The 17,644-nt window shown below is 73.3% G+C and carries 20 protein-coding genes; 14 read left to right on the forward strand and 6 right to left on the reverse strand.

Translation table 11 applies throughout. The annotated features are described in order from the left end of the window. Positions 1 to 141 precede the first annotated feature (141 nt). Complete coding sequence (locus DAI20_RS04325) at positions 142 to 939, forward strand: NAD-dependent epimerase/dehydratase family protein (RefSeq protein WP_108249286.1); 798 nt, start codon at positions 142 to 144, stop codon at positions 937 to 939. Positions 940 to 1,240: 301 nt separating this feature from the next. Here the strand turns inward: DAI20_RS04325 and DAI20_RS04330 are convergent, their stop codons facing one another. From DAI20_RS04330 to DAI20_RS04355, 6 genes are all read right to left on the reverse strand, one after another. After that, on the reverse strand, positions 1,241 to 1,660 hold the full coding sequence (locus DAI20_RS04330; RefSeq protein WP_205781338.1) for an NUDIX hydrolase: 420 nt from the start codon (positions 1,658 to 1,660) through the stop codon (positions 1,241 to 1,243). Positions 1,661 to 1,668: 8 nt separating this feature from the next. Then, positions 1,669 to 2,283 (reverse strand): GNAT family N-acetyltransferase, encoded by a 615-nt coding sequence (locus DAI20_RS04335; protein WP_108249287.1) that lies wholly within the window; start codon positions 2,281 to 2,283, stop codon positions 1,669 to 1,671. Positions 2,284 to 2,303: 20 nt separating this feature from the next. Beyond that, positions 2,304 to 2,942 carry a GNAT family N-acetyltransferase gene (locus DAI20_RS04340; protein ID WP_240605864.1) on the reverse strand — a complete coding sequence of 213 codons (639 nt, stop codon included), beginning with the start codon at positions 2,940 to 2,942 and terminating at the stop codon, positions 2,304 to 2,306. Next, complete coding sequence (locus DAI20_RS04345) at positions 2,939 to 4,252, reverse strand: glutamyl-tRNA reductase (protein WP_108249288.1); 1,314 nt, start codon at positions 4,250 to 4,252, stop codon at positions 2,939 to 2,941. The genes DAI20_RS04340 and DAI20_RS04345 overlap by 4 nt, the downstream gene beginning before the upstream one ends. A gap of 129 nt (positions 4,253 to 4,381) precedes the next feature. Then, entirely contained in the window at positions 4,382 to 4,906 is a 525-nt protein-coding gene (locus tag DAI20_RS04350; RefSeq protein WP_108249289.1) for a bifunctional nuclease family protein, read from the reverse strand. Positions 4,907 to 4,957: 51 nt separating this feature from the next. Beyond that, positions 4,958 to 5,590 (reverse strand): flavodoxin family protein, encoded by a 633-nt coding sequence (locus DAI20_RS04355; protein ID WP_108249290.1) that lies wholly within the window; start codon positions 5,588 to 5,590, stop codon positions 4,958 to 4,960. A gap of 72 nt (positions 5,591 to 5,662) precedes the next feature. On the opposite strand from DAI20_RS04355, the gene hemE reads away from it, so the two are divergent. The 13 genes from hemE (at position 5,663) to hemB (ending at position 17,600) form a co-directional block, all read left to right on the forward strand. After that, positions 5,663 to 6,778, forward strand: a complete 1,116-nt coding sequence (gene hemE, locus DAI20_RS04360; protein ID WP_438501973.1) for a uroporphyrinogen decarboxylase — start codon at positions 5,663 to 5,665, stop codon at positions 6,776 to 6,778. Positions 6,779 to 6,782: 4 nt separating this feature from the next. Continuing rightward, a complete protein-coding gene (locus DAI20_RS04365) occupies positions 6,783 to 8,264 on the forward strand; it encodes a protoporphyrinogen/coproporphyrinogen oxidase (RefSeq protein ID WP_108249292.1) in 1,482 nt (493 codons plus the stop codon). Positions 8,265 to 8,400: 136 nt separating this feature from the next. Next, positions 8,401 to 8,685 (forward strand): hypothetical protein, encoded by a 285-nt coding sequence (locus DAI20_RS04370; RefSeq protein ID WP_108249293.1) that lies wholly within the window; start codon positions 8,401 to 8,403, stop codon positions 8,683 to 8,685. Between the two features lie 12 nt (positions 8,686 to 8,697). Next, complete coding sequence (locus DAI20_RS04375) at positions 8,698 to 9,120, forward strand: phage holin family protein (protein WP_108249294.1); 423 nt, start codon at positions 8,698 to 8,700, stop codon at positions 9,118 to 9,120. Further along, positions 9,110 to 9,385, forward strand: a complete 276-nt coding sequence (locus DAI20_RS04380; RefSeq protein WP_108249295.1) for a DUF3618 domain-containing protein — start codon at positions 9,110 to 9,112, stop codon at positions 9,383 to 9,385. The genes DAI20_RS04375 and DAI20_RS04380 overlap by 11 nt, the downstream gene beginning before the upstream one ends. A 99-nt stretch (positions 9,386 to 9,484) precedes the next feature. Next, positions 9,485 to 11,050 (forward strand): FGGY family carbohydrate kinase, encoded by a 1,566-nt coding sequence (locus DAI20_RS04385; RefSeq protein ID WP_108249296.1) that lies wholly within the window; start codon positions 9,485 to 9,487, stop codon positions 11,048 to 11,050. Continuing rightward, positions 11,047 to 11,952 carry a hypothetical protein gene (locus DAI20_RS04390; RefSeq protein WP_108249297.1) on the forward strand — a complete coding sequence of 302 codons (906 nt, stop codon included), beginning with the start codon at positions 11,047 to 11,049 and terminating at the stop codon, positions 11,950 to 11,952. Before DAI20_RS04385 ends, DAI20_RS04390 begins: the two co-directional genes overlap by 4 nt. Continuing rightward, a complete protein-coding gene (locus DAI20_RS04395) occupies positions 11,949 to 12,620 on the forward strand; it encodes an aspartate/glutamate racemase family protein (protein WP_108249298.1) in 672 nt (223 codons plus the stop codon). Before DAI20_RS04390 ends, DAI20_RS04395 begins: the two co-directional genes overlap by 4 nt. A 157-nt stretch (positions 12,621 to 12,777) precedes the next feature. Continuing rightward, positions 12,778 to 13,512 carry a hydrogen peroxide-dependent heme synthase gene (gene hemQ / locus DAI20_RS04400; RefSeq protein WP_108249299.1) on the forward strand — a complete coding sequence of 245 codons (735 nt, stop codon included), beginning with the start codon at positions 12,778 to 12,780 and terminating at the stop codon, positions 13,510 to 13,512. Continuing rightward, on the forward strand, positions 13,512 to 14,738 hold the full coding sequence (locus DAI20_RS04405) for a ferrochelatase (protein ID WP_108249300.1): 1,227 nt from the start codon (positions 13,512 to 13,514) through the stop codon (positions 14,736 to 14,738). The genes hemQ and DAI20_RS04405 overlap by 1 nt, the downstream gene beginning before the upstream one ends. Beyond that, the gene (gene hemC, locus DAI20_RS04410) at positions 14,735 to 15,733 is read left to right on the forward strand and encodes a hydroxymethylbilane synthase (RefSeq protein ID WP_240605865.1); all 999 of its coding nucleotides are present in this window, start codon (positions 14,735 to 14,737) and stop codon (positions 15,731 to 15,733) included. Before DAI20_RS04405 ends, hemC begins: the two co-directional genes overlap by 4 nt. Then, entirely contained in the window at positions 15,730 to 16,563 is an 834-nt protein-coding gene (locus DAI20_RS04415) for a uroporphyrinogen-III synthase (RefSeq protein ID WP_108249301.1), read from the forward strand. Before hemC ends, DAI20_RS04415 begins: the two co-directional genes overlap by 4 nt. Continuing rightward, positions 16,563 to 17,600: a porphobilinogen synthase gene (hemB, locus tag DAI20_RS04420; RefSeq protein WP_438501974.1), complete on the forward strand. Its 1,038-nt coding sequence runs from the start codon at positions 16,563 to 16,565 to the stop codon at positions 17,598 to 17,600. Before DAI20_RS04415 ends, hemB begins: the two co-directional genes overlap by 1 nt. Positions 17,601 to 17,644 lie beyond the last annotated feature (44 nt).

Below are 17,644 nucleotides of genomic sequence, written 5' to 3' on the forward strand. Positions count from 1 at the left end.
GGGATCTGCTGAACTGCGTCGGGTGGGCGGGGGATCTGCTGAATTGCGTCGGGCGGCCCGGGGGATCTGCTTAGTTGCGTCGGGTGAATGCCCGGTCCGACGGCCGGGGCACGTGCGGGGCGCCGCGCGTAGCGTCTTTCCATGAACACTGTCGTCATCACCGGCGCGGCCGGCACCATCGGCTCGGCCCTGCGGCCCCTGCTCGCCGCGGAGGGCCGCACCCTCCGCCTGATGGACGTCGTCGAGCCCGAGAACCCGACCGGACCGGGCGAGGAGTGGACGACCGCCGACCTCGCGGATACCGACGTCCTCGAGCGGGTGTTCCAGGGTGCCGATCTGGTCGTGCACCTGGGCGGCATCCCGAACGAGCAGGCCTGGGAGGACATCGACGAGGTCAACATCACCGACACGCGCAACGTGCTCGAGTCCGCCCACCGAGCCGGGGTGACCCGCGTCCTGCTCGCCAGCTCGATCCACGCCGTCGGTTTCCACACCCTCGCCGACGCGGGCCGCACGGCCGTGCTCCTGCCGCGTCCGGACACCTACTACGGGGTGAGCAAGGCCGCCATGGAGGCGCTCGGCAGCCTGTACGTCGACCGCTTCGGCATGAGCATCGTCTCCGCCCGCATCGCGAACTTCGGCGAGCGGCCGAGCGGTGCCCTCGGCCTGTACACCTGGCTCGCCCCGTCGGACATGGCGCGGCTGGTCGAGGCGGCGGGCGCGCTGGCGGAGCCCGGGCACCACATCGTCTGGGGCATCTCGAAGAACACGCGGCGCACCGCGAGCGCGGAGGCGGGGCACGCGATCGGCTTCTACCCCGAGGAGGATGCCGAGCAGTTCGCCGGCGAGGTCGACGAGAGCGAGGAGCCGGTCGACGACCCGGAGACGACGCGCCTCGGCGGCTCGTTCACCAAGCACGACCTCGGCACCCCGATGTAGCGACGGGCGCACCCTCCGAACCCGTTCCGGTCCCTGAGCCTGTCGAAGGGTCGGCAGTCACCTCGCGTCGCTTCAACAGGCTCAGCGACCGTAGGGCTGAGCGGGCGCGTTCCGTGACGGTCCCTGAGCTCGTCGAAGGGACGGTGCGGGTGTTGCGTCGCTTCGACAGGCTCAGCGACCGTAGGGCGGGGTAACACGACGGGGGAGGCGTTGCGTCGCTTCGACAGGCTCAGCGACCGTGGGGCTGAGCGGGCGGGTCCCGTCACGGTCCCTGGGCTTGTCGAAGGGACGCTCGGTCCAGTCAGTCGATGAGGTCGAGGTCCCGGAGGCGCTCCAGCGTGTCCACGCCGGCAGGCGGGCAGCGGTAGGCGTCCGCCGAGGTCACCCAGTGCAGGGAGTCGATCTCGCCCGATGCGCGTGGCTCGTCCGGCGTCTCCGCCCGGTACACCGTCATGCTGACCAGGCGACCGTCGGGCTCGCCGTGCGCCTGCACGAGGACGGTGAACATGTCCTCGACGGTGGTCTCATCCAGCTCGACGCCGAGCTCCTCGCGGCACTCCCGCAGCAGCGCCTTGCGGGCGGACTCGCCCGGGTCGATCTTGCCGCCGGGCAGGTACAGCACGTCCCGGCCGCGGGCGACCACCATGAGCACCCGCCGGTCGCGCACGAGCGCGAGCGCCACGACCCGGATCGGGCGCTGGGTGATGGGTCGTGCCGTCATGCTTTCGGTCATAGTCCGTCGATGCTCTTCCTCGCCGCCCATTCGACATCGAGGATGCCGAAGATGTCCGTGTCCACCCAGCGCTCGCCGACCCTCAGGTCGTGCACGAGCCGCCCCTCGTGCCGCATCCCCAGGCGCGTGGCGAGCGCGGCCGCACCCGTGCAGCGCGAGTCGAAGCGGGCGGTGACCCGGTGCAGGCCCACCTCCGTGAACGCGACCTCGAGCACCCGGCTCGCGGCCTCGAGGCCATAGCCCTCGCCGTTCGCGTCGGGGCGCACGACGCAGGACAACCTGCCCTGGCGATCCTGCCGGTCCAGAAGCTCGAGCGTGATCTCGCCGATCACGCCGGAGAGCCCGTCGCCGATGCCGGGAAGGTCGATGGCGAGATCGAGGCGGTCGCCCGAACGCTCCAACCGGACGTTGCGGATGCGCTCGGCCAGCGCCCGGGCGGCCTCGTCCGGGCTGCGCGGCTCCCGCAGCGTGCACTCGGCGATCTCGGTCGAAGCCTCGTAGAGCACGACGTCCGCGAGGTCGTCCGTCTCGAACGGCCGCAGCGCCAGGCGCTCGGTCATCAGGGGACCGCGCACCTCGACGGCGCGCAACGGTTGCTCGGTGAAGCCCATGAGGTGGTCCCCCTTAGGAATCAGCGTGCCGACAGCGGATTGGCCGCCCACTCCTCATCGAGTATGGCGTAATACAGGCTGTCGCCCCAGGCTCCCTTGAACCACATGTCGTGCCGGAACAGGGCCTCGCGCCGCATCCCCAGGCGCTCGGCCATGGCAGCGGACGCCGTGTTGCGGGCGTCGAGCTGCGCGACGACGCGATGGGCGCCGAGCCGGCCGAAGGCGAGGTCGAGCATCGCCCGGCTGGCCTCGGTCGCGTAGCCCTTGCCGCCGAAGTCCGGGTGCAGCACCCAGCCGATCTCGGCCTGCCGGTTACCGACGCTCCGCAGCAGCAGGGATGCGTCCCCGATCACGCGGCCGCTCTCCGGGCGCGGGTTCAGGCTGGGGGCGCTGGGCAGCTCGATGGCGAGCCCGAGGAAGTCGCCGTTCTGCTCCAGTCGCTTCTGCCTGCGTCGCTTGGCGAGGTGCTTCGCCGACTCCTCGCGGTTCCGCAGCGGCCAGAGCATGTAGCGCACGACCTCTTCGTCGCCCTGGATCGCGGCGTAGTCGTCGAGGTCGGCGGCGGTGTAGGGGCGCAGGATCAGGCGCTCGGTGCGGATGGGCTCCCGCAGCACGAGGGGCGTCGCGATGCGGCGGCCCCTCAGGAAACGCGGCTTCACGAGGCGGCGCCCTCTTCGCCGATGCGGCGCACAGGGGCGGCCGGGGCTTCGGCCACGGAGGGGGCATCCAGCCCGAACAGCGTGTTGACGGCGTCGACGAACCGGTCGCCGTCGCCGGACCGCGCCAGCTCCCGGGCGCGCACGGACGGGCTGTGCACGAGCACGCCGACGAGGTGGCGCAGCGCCGCCTCGGTCCGGTCGCTCGAGTCGCCGCGGGACCTCGCCCGCTCGATCTCCGCGTCGAGGATGCCGAAGAGGTGGCTGCGCAGCGCGACAACGGCGGGCTTCACGGCCTCCTCCGCGTTCGCGGCGCGGAACTCCTCGGCCGCGGCGTCGACGATCTGCCGGGCGTCGTCCGCCGCGTTCAGCTCGGTAAGCGGAGCGTGCAGGGAGATGGTCTCGAGGTCGAGCAGCTGGACGCCGCGCGTGCCCGTAATGGCCGGGTCGACGTTGCGGGGGAGGCCGAGGTCGATGACCATCTGGCGCGACGTCGCGTCCGCACGCAGCTGCCGGCTCTCCGCGATCTGCTCCGCGGTGAGCACGTAGTCGGGGGACGTGCTGCAGGTGACGATGAGGTCGGACTCGGCGATGGCGGCGAGGTAGCCGTCGGCCATCACGGCGTCGACGCCCTCACGGGTCGCGAAGCGGTGCGCGCGCCCGGAGGGGGAGTAGACGGTGACGTCGCCCACGCCGCGATCGCGCAGCGCCTTCAGGCTCGCGCCCGCGTAGGCGCCCGTGCCGACGAGCAGGACCTTGAGATCGGCCCAGTCGGCGAGGCGGCTCTCGGCGAGGTCGAGGGCGAGGCGCACCATCGACCGGCCGGCGCTGCCGAGGCCGGTGCGGGTCTTCACGCCGCGGGACGTGTGCGATGCGGTCTGGAACAGGCGCTCCAGGTCGCTGCTCGTGGTGCCCTCGGTGCGGGCCTTCTCGAGCGCGCGGCGCACCTGGCCCGCGATCTCGCCCTCGCCGACCACGACGGACTCGAGCCCGGACGACACGGCGAACAGGTGCTCGACCACGTCGTCACCGCCGAGCACGGTGACCCGGTCCCGCAGCTCAGCGGTGGGAATCCCGGAGGACTCGCTGACGACCTCGAGCACGGCGTCGACGCCGGCCGAGCGGTCGCTCACGCGGGGCTCGTCGACGTCGAGGTAGGCCTCGAAGCGGTTGCAGGTGGCGAGCACGACGGCCCCCGTGACCGCGTCCTTGTCGCGCACGAGGGTCTCGGCAACGGTAGACGCGCCCGTGGACAGCTTCTCGAGAAGCTCGAAGGGGGCGTTGCGATGACTCGCCGTTAGACACACAAGCACCCCGAGAGTCTACGGAAACTCCCTGAGAACCACTCGACCCTGCTGAGGGGGTCCATCCGGCCTTTTCGGATCCCCCTGGGCACCCCGGCTAGGGGGGAGGACACGGGCCCAGCCGCTTTCGGGCGTCCGTCAGCCCTGGAAGTCCTCCGGGTCGACCTCGTCGAGGAACCGCTTGAACTCGTCCAGCTTGGCCTCCTCGGCCGCGGCTTCGGCGTCCGCCGCCTCCCGGTCCCGCCCCTCCACGGCCTCGTCCGGGATTCCCGCGTCCTCGAGCACGTCGTCCGCGACCCAGATCGGCGCGTCGACCCGGGCCGCGAGGGCGATGGCGTCCGAGGGCCGGGAGTCGAGGACGCGGGTTCCCGTCGGCGTCTGCAACGTGATCTCCGCGTAGAAGGTGCCCTCCTCGATGCGCGTGACGTCCACGCGCTCGACCCGCGCGTCCAGCGCCTCGAGCAGGCTCTTCATGAGGTCGTGCGCCAGCGGCCTCGGCGCCTCGGCGCCCTCGATGGCGATGAAGATCGAGGTGGCCTCCTGCGGCCCGATCCAGATCGGCAGCATGCGCCCGCCGCCCGCCTCGTCGGTGAGCGGCTTCAGCAGGATGAGCGGCTGCGCGCCCGGGTCGACCGCGATGCCGATGACTCGAACCTGGACCATGCCCACACCTCCCGGACGTGAACGGCGGGATGACGAGGCCCATGCTAGTCCTCAGGAGGAGGCGGGGAGAGGGTGCTCTCGAAGCAGGCGGGCGACGTGCACGGCGTTGGCCGCGACCGCCTTCGTGGCCGACGCGACCTTCTCCGGGGTCGACTCGAGGTCCTTGTAGTCGACGGCCTGCATCGCCTCCCCGTTCCAGTAGGTGGCGCCCTGGGCGGGGACGGTGAAGCCGAGGTCGTTGAGGGCCTGGAACAGCTCCGCGGTGATCTGGTGGGCGCCGTCCTCGTTGCCCACGATGGCGGCGACCGCCACCCGGTCGTACAGGCCGGGGCGGCCCTGGTCGTCCGTCACCGACAGCTCGTTGTCCAGCCGCTCGAGCACCCGGTGCGCCACGCTCGACATGTGGCCGACCCAGGTCGGGGTCGCCATCACGAGGATGTCCGCGTCGAGGACCCGGCGGCGCAGCTCAGGCCACTGGTCCCCGTCGCCCATGTCGTCGAGGACGCCCGGTCGCACGTCGTAGTCGACGACGCGCACCGAGGAGGTGGACACCCCGTGCGAGGCGAGCTCGGTGAGCAGCTGCTCGGCCAGCAGCTGAGTGCTCGACTGCTCGGGGGACGGCTTCAGGCTGCACACCAGGGCGACGGCGGTGAGGGACGGGGCGGAGGCGGTCGTATCGGTCATGCCGGAAGTCTCCACCGTCGCCGGGAGGGGCGCGCGCACGAGGCGCTCAGCGCCGGGTGGGACAATGTGGCGGTGATTCCCGCGCTCCCCGACACGCACCTGCTTCCCGCCTCGCACCCGCTCTCGGACGGCCGCACCGCATCCTCACCCCTCGTCCGCGCCTACCACGGGGTCCGGTCCGACCGCACCCCCGTCTGGTTCATGCGCCAGGCCGGCCGCTCGCTGCCGGAGTACCGCGAGCTGCGCGTGGGAACCCGGATGCTGGACGCCTGCCTCGACCCGGAGATGGCCAGCGAGATCACCCTGCAGCCGGTGCGCAGGCACGGCGTCGACGCGGCCATCTTCTTCAGCGACATCGTCATCCCCCTGCGCCTCGCCGGTGTCGGCGTCGACATCGTGCCCGGCAGGGGTCCGGTGCTCGAGCACCCGGTGCGCACGGCGGCCGACGTCGCCGCCCTGCCGCCGCTCGATCCCGACACGCTCGCGCCCATCACGGCTGCCGTTCAGCGCACGGTCGCCGTGCTCGGCAGCACCCCGCTCATCGGCTTCGCCGGGGCACCCTTCACCCTGGCCGCCTACCTCGTCGAGGGCGGGCCGTCCAAGGACCACCTCGCCGCCCGTGGGCTCATGCACTCCGACCCCGACGCCTGGGACGCCCTGCTCGCCTGGTGCGCCGAGGTGACCGGCACCTTCCTCCGGGCCCAGGTGCTCGCCGGCGCAAGCGCCGCCCAGCTGTTCGACTCCTGGGCCGGCGGCCTCTCGCTCCTCGACTACCGCGACCGGGTGGCGCCCGCCTCCGCTCGCGCCCTGGACCCCGTCCGTGGCCTGACAGCGACGCCGGCCGGCGGCGTCGATCCCGTGACCGTCCCCCTCGTGCACTTCGGTGTCGGCACGGGCGAGCTCCTCGCCGCCATGCGCGACGTGGGCGTCGACGCGGTGGGCGTGGATTGGCGCATCCCGCTCGACGAGGCGTCGAGGCGCCTCGGCGGCGCCACGCCGGTGCAGGGCAACATCGACCCCGCGCTGCTCTCCGCGCCGTGGCCGGTGCTCGAGCGCCACGTCACCGACGTCCTCGAGCGCGGCCGGTCCGCGCCCGCCCACGTGCTCAACCTCGGCCACGGCGTTCCACCGGAGACCGACCCCGACGTCCTCAGCCGCATCGTCGAGTTCGTGCACGGGCGCGCCTGATCTCATGACCGACCAGCCGACGACCGGGGACCCGCTCCCGGACGAGCATCCGCGGGCGGAGCGCGCGCCCGAGATCGTCGACGTCGTCGTGGTGGGGGGCGGTGTCGCCGGGCTGGTCGCCGCGCGGGCCCTCGCCCGGGACGGCAGGAGCGTCGTGCTGCTGGAGGCCGGCGCAGAGGTCGGCGGCACTGTGGCGGCGGCGACGGTCGACGGACTGACGGTCGACGTCGGCGCGGAGAGCTTCGCGACCCGGCGCGGCACGGTGAGCGCGCTCCTGAACGAGCTCGGGCTCGCGTCGGACGTCGTGCTGCCCGATCCCGCGGGCGCCTGGGTGCAGCTGCCCGGGCAGGCCATCCCGCTGCCCCGCACGGGGCTGCTCGGCATCCCGGGCGACCCCCGGGACCCGGCGCTGCGCGAGACGCTCGGCTGGGCGGGCGCGGCGCGGGCGGCCCTCGACCTCGTGCTGCCGGCGTCCGTCGGGGCCAGGGCGTCGTCGCTGGGTGAGCTGGTGCGCGCGCGAATGGGCCGGCGGGTGCTCGACCGCCTGGTCGCCCCGGTCGTGGCGGGCGTGCACTCGGCGCATCCGGACGACGTGGACGCGGACGTCGTCGCGCCGGGACTGCTGGCGGGCGTTGCGACTGAGGGCTCGCTCGCCGCCTCCGTGAGGCGCCTGCGCTCGCTCGCCCCCGCCGGTTCCGCGGTCGCGGGCATCGCCGGCGGCATGCACCGCCTGACCGCCGTGCTGAGGGACGACGCCCTGCGGCGGGGCGTGCGCATCCTCACGAACGCGCCGGTGAGCCGGATCGAGCGGCGGCGCGACCTCGACGGCGCCGTCTCCAGCGACCAGTGGCACGTCGACCTTGGCGACGGCCGGTCCTTCGAACCCGGCCGCGTGCTCGTCGCCGTTCCGGTCGCCGAGCTCATCTGCATCTTCGGCGCCGCCATCCCGAGCCGCATCCTGGACGGCTGGCCCGCCGCGTCCTCCGTCGAGCTGGTCACGCTCGTCGTCGACGCGCCCGACGGCTCCGCCGCCCGGGCCGGCCTCGACGCCGCCCCGCGCGGCACCGGGGTGCTCGTCGCGCCCGGAACCCCGGGCGTGCGCGCGAAGGCACTCACCCACATGACCGCGAAGTGGCGGTGGCTGGGCGAGTCGGCGGGCGGGAAGCACGTGATGCGCCTGTCCTACGGGCGGGCGGGCGAGGTCATGCCGCGGCTCTCCGACGAGGCGCTGCGTCGGGTGGCGATCGCGGACGCCTCCGCCCTGCTCGGCGTGCCGCTCGACGACGGCCAGGTCACCGGGTTCGCCCGCACGCGATGGACGAACACCGTGCCCTTCGCCGCGCGCGGACAGCGGGCGCGAGTGGCCGCGGTCCGGGCCGAGGTGGCGCAGCAGCCGGGGCTCGAGGTGAGCGGCGCCTGGATCGCGGGCACCGGCCTCGCTTCGGTCGTGGCGGACGCGGAGGCGGCGGCCGCGCGTCTCGCCTGACCGCCCGCGATCCCCTGCCGCGCTCCGCCCCGGTCTCCTGCGAGCCGGAGGCGGGGAAACGCCGCCCGCGTGGGGGCGCCGCTTCGGTCTACGCTGGGGAACTGACGCTTTTTCCCTGGACGGTCGGAGGAAATCCATGACCAAGCTGCTTTTCGTCGCGGGCCTCGGCACCGGCTTCGTACTCGGCTCGCGCGCGGGCCGCGAGAGGTACGAGCAGATCCGCACCACCGCGCAGAACGTGTGGCAGAGCCCCGCCGTCCAGCAGGCCGTCGCCGGCCGCATGCCCGACGTGCCCGACCTGATCGGCCGTTCGGTGACCAGCATGATCCGCTCCGTTTTCTCGACGAAGCAGGGCCGTCGCCGTCGCGCCGCCCGCAAGATGACCCCTGCGACGCCCTCCCCGGCGCCGTCCGACCGGTAACCGGCGGTCCTCATGGCGACGACAAGCATCCCGTTCAACCCGAAGACCCGCCAGTCGCTGATCGCGCTCGTGCGCGACCTTCCGAGCCTCCTCGTGCGGCTGGCGAAGGCCGAGCTCCAGCAGTTCATGATCGGCCTCAAGGCCAAGCTCCTCCAGGCCGGCATCGGCATCGCCCTCTTCCTGGTCGCCGCGTTCTTCGCGCTCACCGGCTTCTGGGTGCTCGTCGTCGCCGCCATCCTCGGCCTCGCCGAGGCGCTGCCCGCCTGGCTCGCGGCGCTCATCGTCGCCGTCGTGTTCCTCGTGGTCGCGGCACTGCTCGCCCTGATCGGGATCGGCCGGCTCAAGAAGGGCCTGCCCCCGGTACCGAAGGACTCAATCGACAGCGTGAAGGAAGACCTCGACGCCGTGAAGGGAGTGGGTCGCTATGACCGCTAGCCCCGTTGAGCCCACCGGACCGCGGGGGGCGAAGGAGCTCCGCGAGGAGATCGAGCGTACCCGGGCCGAGCTCGCCTCGACCCTCGACGCCATCGAGGACCGCCTCAACATCGTGGGCCGGGCGCGGGTCGGCTTCGGCCGGGCGCGTCACCGCTTCGTGCGGTTCACCCGGGAGGACCCGATCCTGCTGGGCATCATCGGTGCGGCCGCCGCCGCGCTGGTGGGCGGCGCCACCTGGGCCGCCGTCGCCGCATCCCGACGCTGACCGGCGCCACCACCCGATCGACCCGATAGGGGCCGATCGACTCGATAGTGTCCGGTAGGCCGCGCCCGGCGAGTGTTCCCCTGACCGCGAGGAGGCGGCATGGCCCAGCGGGCCGTCCTCGCCTTCGGCGTGGACGTGGGGAGCACGAACACGAAGTTCGCGGCCGTGCGCATCGATGAGGGTGCGGTCGTGGAGCTCGCCGCTTCGTCCGCGCCCACCCCGGCGGATGTGCCCGCTCTCGAAACGCTCCTCGACGTCGGCCTGCGGGCGCTCGTCGCCGCGGTCGGGCGGCCGGACGTCGTCGGCATCGCCTCGATGGCGGAATCGGGTGTGGCCCTCGGCGACGACGGGGTGGCGCTGACCCCGATCCTGCGCTGGGACGGCGCGGTGGATCGGGATGCCGTTCGTGACGCGCTCGACGGCGACGACCCGGCCCTGTTGTATGCCCTGACCGGAATATCGGCATCGTCGAAGGTCCCCCTCGTGCTCTGGGCTCAGCTCCGCCGGTCGCGACCCGGGCTCCGCATGCGCTCCTGGCTCGGCATGGCCGACCTCGTCGCCTTCGCGCTCTCCGGCCGCGCCGTGACGGATCACACGCTCGCCCTCCGCTCCATGGCGGTGCGCCGCCCCGCAACCCTGCCGCTCGGGCAGCCGCGTTTCGATGCAGCCCTGCTCGCCCGCGTCGGCCTGACGCCGGCACAGCTGCCCGAGATCGTGGCCCCCGGAGGCTGGGGTTCGGCCGCGGTCACGGGCGCGGGCGCGCCGGGTGGCCTCCCCGCGGGCATCCCTGTCGTGGTCGCGGGCCACGACCACCTCGTGGCCGCGTGGGGCTGCGGCGCGCGCGCGGCGGGGGACGTCGTCGACTCGTTCGGCACCTCCGAGGCCCTCGTGCGGCTCGTGCGCGGCCCCGGCATCCCGGCCGATGCCTTCGCCGAGGGGATGAGCGCGGGCATCGACATCACCGGACGCTTCACGACCCTGCTCTCCGGCTCGGCGAGTGCCGGCCGTGCTGTCGCCGCCGTCGCGGCACGGCCAGGAGCCCAGCTCGCCGACCTCCGCCGCAGCATCTCCCCGGCGCCGACCGATCCGCGACCCGCGGACGAGATCGTGCTTCCCTACCTCTTCGGCCGGCAGTCGCCCGCGCCCGATCCCACCGCCCGCGCCCGGATCATCGGCGGCCAGGAGGGATCGCCCGGCGACAGCTCGCGACTGCTGCCGGGGATCCTCGACGGAGTGGCCCTGCACGCCGCGTGGGCACTGCGGGCCCTCGACGGGGCGACCGAGGGCGACGCACCCGGCCGCGACGCACCCGACCGCGACGCGCGCGACCAAGGCCCGGGCCGCGATCGACCCGAAAGGGGAACAGCGCGTGATGACATCGTCGTCGCGTGCGGCCCGGACGCCCGCGGGCCGGCCCTCCTCCTGCGGAAGGCGGCCGCATTCGGCCGAGGCGTGCGGGTGCCGGACGTGGACGAGCCCGTCGCCTGCTCCGCCGCACTCCTCGCCGCCCACCGCGCGCTCGGCGCGCCTGCGCACGTCCTGCCGCTCGGTCCGTCCGTCCGGGCGACGCCGTCCGCCGAGGCCGCGTACGCGGCGGCGCTCGATCGTTTCATCGCCGCCGCCTCCACTCGCGCCGGCGCCGGCACACCGGAGAGGACCACATGACCGCGCATCAGCAGGAGGCGACGCTCGCCTCGATCGCGCTCGACACGGGCGGCTTCGCCATGGTCGCCATGGATCAGCGTGAGAGCCTTCGGGCCATGTTCGACGCTGCGGGCGCGGGGCGACCGGGCGACGACGTGCTCGTCGAGTTCAAGCGTGCGGTCGCCCGCGTGCTCGGCCCCGCCGCCTCCGGCTTCCTCATCGACCGGCACTACGCCCTCGACGAGATACGCGCCGACCGGTCCCTGCCCGCCGGCACGGGCCTCATCCTCGCCGCGGACGCGCTGACCCAGGCCGACGGCGGCCCGGTCGAGGAGACGGACCTCGATTCCGCCGTCGTGGACGGCACCGTTTCGCTCGACGGGGTCTCCGCGCTCAAGCTGCTCGTCATCTGGCGGCGTGACGACCGGCGGGAGGCCCGGGTCGAGCTCGCCCGGCGGTTCGTGCGGGAGGCGCGGCGCCTCGGCCGGCTGTCGGTGCTCGAACCCGTCGTGCGCGCGACCCCGCGCGAGCTGGACGATCGAACGTGGGACGCCGAGGAGGCCATCCAGGAGGCGGCCGATGAACTGTCGGCCGTCGGACAGGACCTCTACAAGGTGCAGGTGCCTCTCGCCGGGGCGGGATCCCCCGCGGAGCAGGCGGCGGCCAGCGTGGCGCTCGCCGAGCACATCACGGGTCCCTGGGTCGTGCTGTCGCAGGGCGTCGACCGTGATCGATTCGCCGACGCCGTGCAGGCCGCCTGCCGGGCGGGCGCGAGCGGGTTCCTCGCCGGGCGGGCGCTGTGGAGCGACGTCGTGGGCTCCGAGGATCCCGAGCGGTCGCTCGCCGAGCGCGCCCTGCCCCGCCTCGAGCACCTGCGGGCGATCGTCGAGCGGGACGCGCGTCCCTGGGCGGAGGCGCGATGAGCGCCGTGCGCGTCGGGATGCTGCACACGGTTCCCCTGCTGGCTGCGGACTTCGAGCGGCTGGTGACGGACGCGATGCCCGGCGTCGACGTGGTCCACCGCGCCGACCCGTCACTGCTCGCCCGGGCGCGGGAGGCCGGCGTGACGCCGGACGTCGAGGCCGACGTCGCCCGTCACCTTGCCGCCCTGCGCGACGCGGGTGCGTCCGCGATCCTCGTCACCTGCTCGTCGATCGGCGGTGCGGTCGACCGTGCCGCCACAGGACTCGACCTTCCCGTGCTCCGGGTGGACCGCCCCATGGCGGTCGAGGCCGTCCGCATCGCGTCCACCGGCACCGGCCGGATCGCCGTGCTCGCGACGCTTTCCGCGACGCTGCAGCCGACCTCGGCGCTGATCGAGAGGGAGGCGGAGCGGGCGGGCGTGCGGGTCACCGTGACGAGCACGGTCGTCGACGGGGCGTTCGAGGCGCGGTCCCGGGGGCACGACGCCGAGCACGACGCGGCGGTTCGCCGGGCGGCCGAGGCCGCGGCGGGGGAGGGCGGCGTGCTCGTGCTCGCCCAGGCGTCCATGGCTCGCGCGCTCGCCCGGAACGCGCTCGGCGTGCCGGTGCTCACCTCGCCGAAAAGCGGGGCGGCCGCGCTCGTGTCCGTGCTCGAGCGGGGCCGGTGAGCGCAGACGCTCCGCCACGCGGGCCGCGTGAGGCGCCGATCGAGGTACTCCTGCCGGTGCCCTCGCCGGTGTCGCTGTCGCTGCCGCTGCCGGAGCCGTTCGGCGCCGTTCGGACACCGTTCAGGCAGTGTGATGCCCGCGGCGTACCATGGAGCACATGAGTAACCCGGCTGCCGAGTCGGCAGCACCCGCATCCGTTGCGCCCGAGTTCCCCACGACCCCCACCGAATATGCACTGTGGGCCGTGCTGCGTCGTGACCCCGCCAACCCGGACGACCTCGACGGGCACGACGTCCCGAAGGCCGTGCGCGAGCTCGACGACATCATCCGCGCCGTGGAGGCCGAGGGCGTCACCCTGCGCGGAATCTACGACGTCTCCGGCCTGCGCGCCGACGCCGACGTCATGATCTGGCTGCACGGCGCCACCGCCGACGGGCTGCAGTGGGCGATCCGCGAACTGCGCCGCACCCGCCTGTTCCGCTCGCTCCTGCCCACCTGGAACGCCATGGGCGTGCACCGCGACGCCGAGTTCAGCGCGAACCACCTGCCGGCGTACATGCGCGGCAAGGAGCCCGCGCAGTGGCTCACGGTCTACCCCTTCGTGCGGTCCTACGAGTGGTACCTCCTGCCGGAGCAGGAGCGTCGCGACATGCTCATGCGCCACGGCCGCGCGGGCGGCCAGTTCCGCTCGGTGCTCACGAACACCGTCGCGTCCTTCGCCCTGGGCGACTACGAATGGATCCTCGCTCTCGAGGACGACGAGCTGCTCAACCTGGTCGACCTGATGCGCGCCCTGCGCGCGACCGACGCGCGCCTCCACGTGCGCGAGGAGGTGCCGTTCTACACGGGCCGCCGCATCACAACAGCAGAGGTAGTCGAGGTGCTTCAGTAATGGCAGCAGTGAACCTGGGGCGCAAGCCGAACCCCGCGACCGACGCGCCGCTCGAGCCGGGCGCGCTGGTGTCGGCGGCCACCCCGGCCGCGCAGTCCGGCCCCGAGCACGTCGAGGAGCCGGTCGCGTACGACGCCATCCTCCTCGCCTCCTTCGGCGGTCCGGAGGGCCAGGACGACGTCATCCCGTTCCTGCGCAACGTCACACGGGGTCGCGGCATCCCGGAGGAGCGCCTCGAGGAGGTCGCCCACCACTACCGCGCCTTCGGCGGGGTGAGCCCGATCAACGACCAGAACCGCGAGCTCAAGGCCGCCCTGGAGGCCCGCCTCGCCGAGCGCGGCATCGACCTGCCCGTGCTCTGGGGCAACCGCAACTGGGACCCCTACCTCAACGACGCGCTAAGCGAGGCCCGCGACGCCGGCTACACGAAGCTCATCGCGCTCGCCACGAGCGCCTACAGCTCGTACTCGAGCTGTAGGCAGTACCGCGAGGACTTCGCGGACGCGCTCGAGGACACGGGACTCATCGGCAGCATCCAGATCGACAAGGTGCGGCAGTACTTCGACCACCCCGGCTTCGTCACCCCGTTCATCGAGGGCCTCCGCGGCGCCCTCGAGGAGCTGCGCGCCGCCGTGCCTGACATCGACCTCGAGACCCAGGCCGAGGTCCTGTTCGCCACGCACTCCATCCCGTCGACCGACGCCGCCAAGTCCGGCCCGGGCGAGCGCGGGTTCGACGGCAACGGCGCCTACGCGGCGCAGCACCTCGCCGTCGCGGAGGTCGTGATGCACGAGGCGACCGGTGGGACGACCGTGCCCTGGCAGCTCGTCTACCAGTCCCGCTCCGGCCCGCCCAGCATGCCGTGGCTCGAGCCCGACGTGAACGACGCGATCAAGGGCCTCGCGGAGCGCGGCGTGCGCGCGGTCATCGTCGTGCCGCTCGGCTTCGTCAGCGACCACATGGAGGTGCTCTGGGACCTCGACCGCGAGGCGAAGGAGACCGCCGAGGAGCACGGGCTGCACTTCCAGCGCATCCCCACACCCGGCGTGCACACCGAGTACGTCGACGGGCTCATCGACCTCGTCCTGGAGCGCGTGAACGGCACGCCGACCGCCGAGCGCCCCGCCATGACCGACCTCGGCCCCTGGTACGACGTCTGCCGACCCGGCTGCTGCGAGAACGTGCGACTCGGGTTCAAACCCGCCATCGCCGGATTGAAGCCGTGACCGAACTCCATATCGATTCTGATCCGCTGACCGGGCCCGAGCCGCTTCGGCTCGGCACCCGGGGCAGTGCCCTCGCGCTCGCGCAGGCGGGGTGGGTGGCCGACCAGATCGCCACGGCGTCGGGGCTCGACGTCGTGCTCGTCCCCATCACGACGCACGGCGACCGGTCGAGGGAGTCGCTGGCGACCCTCGGCGGCACCGGTGTCTTCGCGAGCGCCCTCCGCGAGGCGCTGCTCCGCGGGGAGTGCGACCTGGTCGTGCACTCGCTGAAGGACCTCCCCACCGCGCCCTACGAGGGCCTCGTGGTCGCCGCTGTGCCCGCGCGCGCGGACGCGCGTGATGCTCTGTGCGCGCGCGACGGGCTCACCCTCGCCCAGCTGCCCGAGGGTGCCCGGGTCGGCACCGGATCCCCGCGCCGCGTCGCTCAGCTGCGCGCAAGCCGCCCCGACCTGCACGTCATCGACATCCGCGGCAACGTGGACTCGCGCCTCGGCCGGGTCGCGAGCGGCGACCTCGACGCCGTCGTCCTCGCCGCTGCGGGCCTCGGCAGGCTCGGCCGGCTCGACGCCGTCACCGAGTACTTCCCCCTGACCAGCTGGCCCACGGCGCCCGGGCAGGGCGCGCTCGCCGTCGAGGTGCGGGAGTCCGACCTGCACACGCTCTCCCCGCTCGCCCGTGCCGTCGAGTCGGTCGACGACCAGTTCGCGCACGCCGCCGTCGTGGCCGAGCGCTCCGTGCTCGCCGGCCTCGAGGCCGGCTGCGCGGCGCCCGTCGGCGCCACGGCGTCCTTCACGAGCGACCTGCTCGAGCTGAGCGCCACGGTGTATCAGATCGACGGGACCCGCCGGATCCACCACAAGCGGGAGATGTCGACGGAGGGGCTAGCCCTCGACCAGTTGCCCACCTACGCGCTGTCGCTCGCCGCACCGCTCACCCACGACCTGCTGTCCTCCGGCGCCGCCGCGCTCGCTCCGCTCGGGAGTTCATCCAAATGACGCTCACGAATCGAACCCAGAAGCCGCTCAAGGGCTGGCGCGTGCTCGTGCCCCGCGGCGGCCCGTGGGGAGACGGCGTCGCCGCCGACCTCCGCGCCCAGGGCGCATCCCCGGTGATCGCGCCCATGATCAACTTCGCGAGCACCAAGGATGCGGCCGCGCTCGAGGACGCGCTCACGGCGCTCGCCGAGGGCTCCTTCGACTGGCTGACGGTCACGAGTGCGACGACCGTCGACGTGCTGTCGTCCCACCGGGCCGTCGTTCCCGCCAGCACCCGCATCGCCGCCGTGGGCGAGACCACCGCGGCGGCGCTCACCGCGGCCGGCTACCGGGTCGACCTCGTGCCGAGCGAGGACAACTCGGCCGCCGGCCTGCTGCGCGAGTGGCCGGAGATGCAGGGCGGGCCCGCCAGGCGCATCCTCGCCCTCCGCTCCGAGATCGCCAAGCCGCTGCTCACCGAGGGCCTGCGCGAGCTCGGCCACGAGGTGGAGTCGGTCGTGGCCTACCGCACCATCGGCGTTCCCGTGTCGGACAAGATCCGCGAGGACGTGAGCTCGGGGTCCGTGCGCGCCATCCTCGTGACCTCGGGCAGCGTCGCCGAGCAGGTCGCCGAGCAGTTCGGCCACATCCCCGAGGAGACCTTGATCGCCTGTATCGGCCCGCGGACCGCGCAGGACGCGCGCGCGGCGGGCCTGCGGGTCGACGTCGTCGCGAGCGAGCGGTCGTCGGTGTCCCTCATCGACGCGATCGTCGAGGCCGCCCTGCAGCAGGGCATCATCCAGTTCGACTTCGAGAGCACCAACTTCGACAGCAACAACGGGGAGAAATAGTGGGCCACGGCAGGGGAACCGGCGACCGGAGCGCGTTCGGAGCCGGGGGCAACCCCTCGTCGGCCTACCGGCCACGCCGGCTGCGGTCCACCCCCGCCATGCGGCGGCTCACGGCCGAGACCCGGCTGCACCCCGCCGACCTCGTGCTGCCCATGTTCGTGCGCGAGGGACTGACGGACGCCGCGCCGATCGGGTCCATGCCGGGCGTGCAGCAGCACTCCCTCGACAGCTTCCGCCGCGCCCTCGCGGAGGCGGCTGAGGCCGGCGTCGGCGGCGTGATGCTCTTCGGCGTGCCCGAGACGCGGGACGCCGAGGGGTCCCAGGCGACCGACCCCGACGGCATCCTCAACGTGGCGACGCGGGTCGCGATCGAGGAGGTCGGAGACGAACTCGTCGTCCAGACCGACCTGTGCCTCGACGAGTTCACCGACCACGGCCACTGCGGCGTTCTCGCGAAGGACGGCAGCGTCGACAACGACGCGACCCTGGAGCGCTACCGCGACATGGCGCTCGCGCAGGCCGAGGCCGGCTCCCACCTGCTCGGCCTAAGCGGCATGATGGATGGCCAGGTCGCCGTCGTCCGCGAGGCCCTCGAGGCCGAGGGGCACCGGAACACGGCCGTGCTCGCCTACGCCGCCAAGTTCGCGTCCGCCTTCTACGGGCCGTTCCGCGAGGCCGTCGACTCCCAGCTGGTCGGCGACCGCCGCACGTATCAGATGGACAACGGCAACCGCCGCGAGGCGCTGCGCGAGGTCGAGCTCGACATCGCCGAGGGTGCGGACATCGTGATGGTGAAGCCCGCGATGAGCTACCTCGACGTGCTCGCGGACGTCGCGGCCACGAGCAGCGTGCCCGTCTGGGCGTACCAGATCTCCGGCGAGTACGCGATGATCGAGGCCGCCGCCGCGAACGGCTGGATCAACCGCGAGGCCGCGATCGACGAGAGCGTGCTGGCCATCAAGCGCGCCGGCGCGGACGCCATCCTCACCTACTGGGCCGTCGAGCTCGCCGACCGCCTGCACGCCACCGGCATCTGACGCCCGCGGCCGGCCTCGCCGGCCCACCCGGGCCCCGCCGGAAC

This window comes from Planctomonas deserti, assembly GCF_003067705.1.
Taxonomy (GTDB): domain Bacteria; phylum Actinomycetota; class Actinomycetes; order Actinomycetales; family Microbacteriaceae; genus Planctomonas; species Planctomonas deserti.

Excerpts from the sequence above, each read along its gene's own strand:
- DAI20_RS04355 (WP_108249290.1), bottom strand. The coding sequence starts at position 5,590 with ATGACCGATACGACCGCCTCCGCCCCGTCCCTCACCGCCGTCGCCCTG.
- DAI20_RS04390 (WP_108249297.1), top strand. The coding sequence starts at position 11,047 with ATGACCGCGCATCAGCAGGAGGCGACGCTCGCCTCGATCGCGCTCGAC.
- DAI20_RS04370 (WP_108249293.1), top strand. The coding sequence starts at position 8,401 with ATGACCAAGCTGCTTTTCGTCGCGGGCCTCGGCACCGGCTTCGTACTC.
- DAI20_RS04365 (WP_108249292.1), top strand. The coding sequence starts at position 6,783 with ATGACCGACCAGCCGACGACCGGGGACCCGCTCCCGGACGAGCATCCG.
- DAI20_RS04415 (WP_108249301.1), top strand. The coding sequence starts at position 15,730 with ATGACGCTCACGAATCGAACCCAGAAGCCGCTCAAGGGCTGGCGCGTG.
- DAI20_RS04375 (WP_108249294.1), top strand. The coding sequence starts at position 8,698 with ATGGCGACGACAAGCATCCCGTTCAACCCGAAGACCCGCCAGTCGCTG.
- DAI20_RS04380 (WP_108249295.1), top strand. The coding sequence starts at position 9,110 with ATGACCGCTAGCCCCGTTGAGCCCACCGGACCGCGGGGGGCGAAGGAG.
- DAI20_RS04385 (WP_108249296.1), top strand. The coding sequence starts at position 9,485 with ATGGCCCAGCGGGCCGTCCTCGCCTTCGGCGTGGACGTGGGGAGCACG.
- DAI20_RS04325 (WP_108249286.1), top strand. The coding sequence starts at position 142 with ATGAACACTGTCGTCATCACCGGCGCGGCCGGCACCATCGGCTCGGCC.
- DAI20_RS04335 (WP_108249287.1), bottom strand. The coding sequence starts at position 2,283 with ATGGGCTTCACCGAGCAACCGTTGCGCGCCGTCGAGGTGCGCGGTCCC.
- DAI20_RS04330 (WP_205781338.1), bottom strand. The coding sequence starts at position 1,660 with ATGACGGCACGACCCATCACCCAGCGCCCGATCCGGGTCGTGGCGCTC.
- hemQ (WP_108249299.1), top strand. The coding sequence starts at position 12,778 with ATGAGTAACCCGGCTGCCGAGTCGGCAGCACCCGCATCCGTTGCGCCC.
- DAI20_RS04395 (WP_108249298.1), top strand. The coding sequence starts at position 11,949 with ATGAGCGCCGTGCGCGTCGGGATGCTGCACACGGTTCCCCTGCTGGCT.
- DAI20_RS04405 (WP_108249300.1), top strand. The coding sequence starts at position 13,512 with ATGGCAGCAGTGAACCTGGGGCGCAAGCCGAACCCCGCGACCGACGCG.
- DAI20_RS04350 (WP_108249289.1), bottom strand. The coding sequence starts at position 4,906 with ATGGTCCAGGTTCGAGTCATCGGCATCGCGGTCGACCCGGGCGCGCAG.